Annotated in this window: 1 protein-coding gene; it reads left to right on the top strand. The window is 33.5% G+C overall.

Features of this window, described 5'->3' with window-relative positions; genetic code table 11:
* Nucleotides 1–91 precede the first annotated feature (91 nt).
* Nucleotides 92–1,202, top strand: a protein-coding gene (locus DB41_RS03360) for an IS3 family transposase (protein WP_238578413.1) whose coding sequence is annotated in 2 segments (ribosomal slippage) — nt 92–369 and nt 368–1,202 — 1,113 coding nt in all. Because the reading frame shifts where the segments join, the coding sequence is not laid out codon by codon here.
* The last annotated feature ends 188 nt before the right edge of the window (nt 1,203–1,390 follow it).

The following is a 1,390-nucleotide window of genomic DNA, read 5'->3' as shown; positions in this document are numbered from 1 at the left end:
TTGTATAGTGGCTCCGCTTTTTTAGACAAAATTTAAGTAAAAAACTTTCCCTCAGTTTAAAATAAGAACTTAATATTAAAGAGGAAAAGTTATGTCCACAAAAAGAAAAAGACACTCGTCGGAGTTCAAAGCAAAAGTTGCATTAGAAGCATTTAAAGGGTTCAAAACCATTAATGAGCTTGCTACAGAATATTCGGTACATCCAACCCAAATTTCTCAATGGAAAAAGCATCTCATAGAAGCTTTACCAGTACTTTTTAGTAGCATGGATAAAGTTAGTAAGACAGATCAAAAGTTGGTTGACAACCTTTATCAACAGATCGGTCGTTTAAAGGTTGAGTTAGATTGGCTTAAAAAAAACTATACTGACTAGGCTTGAAAAGCGCTCTTTAGTTGACCGTCAATCAAAAGAGATTTCAGTAGAAAGACAATGCGTACTTCTGGGGATAGAGCGATCTACCTATTATTACCATCCAAGAGAAGAAAGTGAGTTCAACCTTAAGATAATGCGCTTAATAGATGAAGAATATACCAGGCATCCTTTTTATGGATCTAGAAAGATGACTATTTGTTTGCATAATCAGGGTTTAAAAGTAGGTAGAAGACGGATTAGTGGGCTTATGAAATTAATGGGTATTGAAGCCATCTATCAAAAACCGAACTTAAGTAAACCCAATGCTGAGCATCGTATATACCCCTATTTATTAAGGGGATTGCAGATAAATAAGTGTAATCAAGTATGGAGTACGGACATAACGTACATACCAATGAAGAAGGGATTTTTATATTTAACAGCGGTAATAGATTGGTACAGTAGATATGTTCTTTCTTGGCGCCTTTCAAATACGCTAGATGTTGATTTTTGTATTGAAGCTGTAAAAGAAGCATTTTTAAAAGGTATTCCAGAAATTTTTAATACAGATCAAGGATCACAATTTACAAGCAATAAGTTTGTAGATTTTGTTAGAGAAAAAAATATTGCTTTTAGCATGGATGGAAAAGGAAGAGCAACAGATAATATATTTGTAGAGCGTTTATGGAGGTCAGTCAAGTATGAAGATGTATATCTGAAAGATTATCAAAACGGACTTGAGGTTTATCAAGGACTTACCAGATATTTTGAGTTTTATAATAAAAACCGTCCACATCAGTCTTTAGAATACAAGACCCCAGCGGAGGCATATGGTATAATAATTTATTAGGTGAAAATGAAAAAAGTAAGATAAAATAATAAGCGCAAAACCAACATGGTCATTGAAACTCCAAGCTACGTAAAATTTGAATTAAATTGTGGGAGAAGATGATTAATGTTGTAGCGCACAAACCTTAAAAAGGTAAAGTTTCTTACTTAATTTTGCAAAAAACTGTCTAAACAACCGAAGCCACCACA

This window comes from Neochlamydia sp. TUME1 (genome assembly GCF_000813645.1).
Lineage (GTDB): Bacteria > Chlamydiota > Chlamydiia > Chlamydiales > Parachlamydiaceae > Neochlamydia.
The sequence above is the reverse complement of the archived record's forward strand: the minus strand, read 5'-3'. Positions and strand labels throughout refer to the sequence as shown.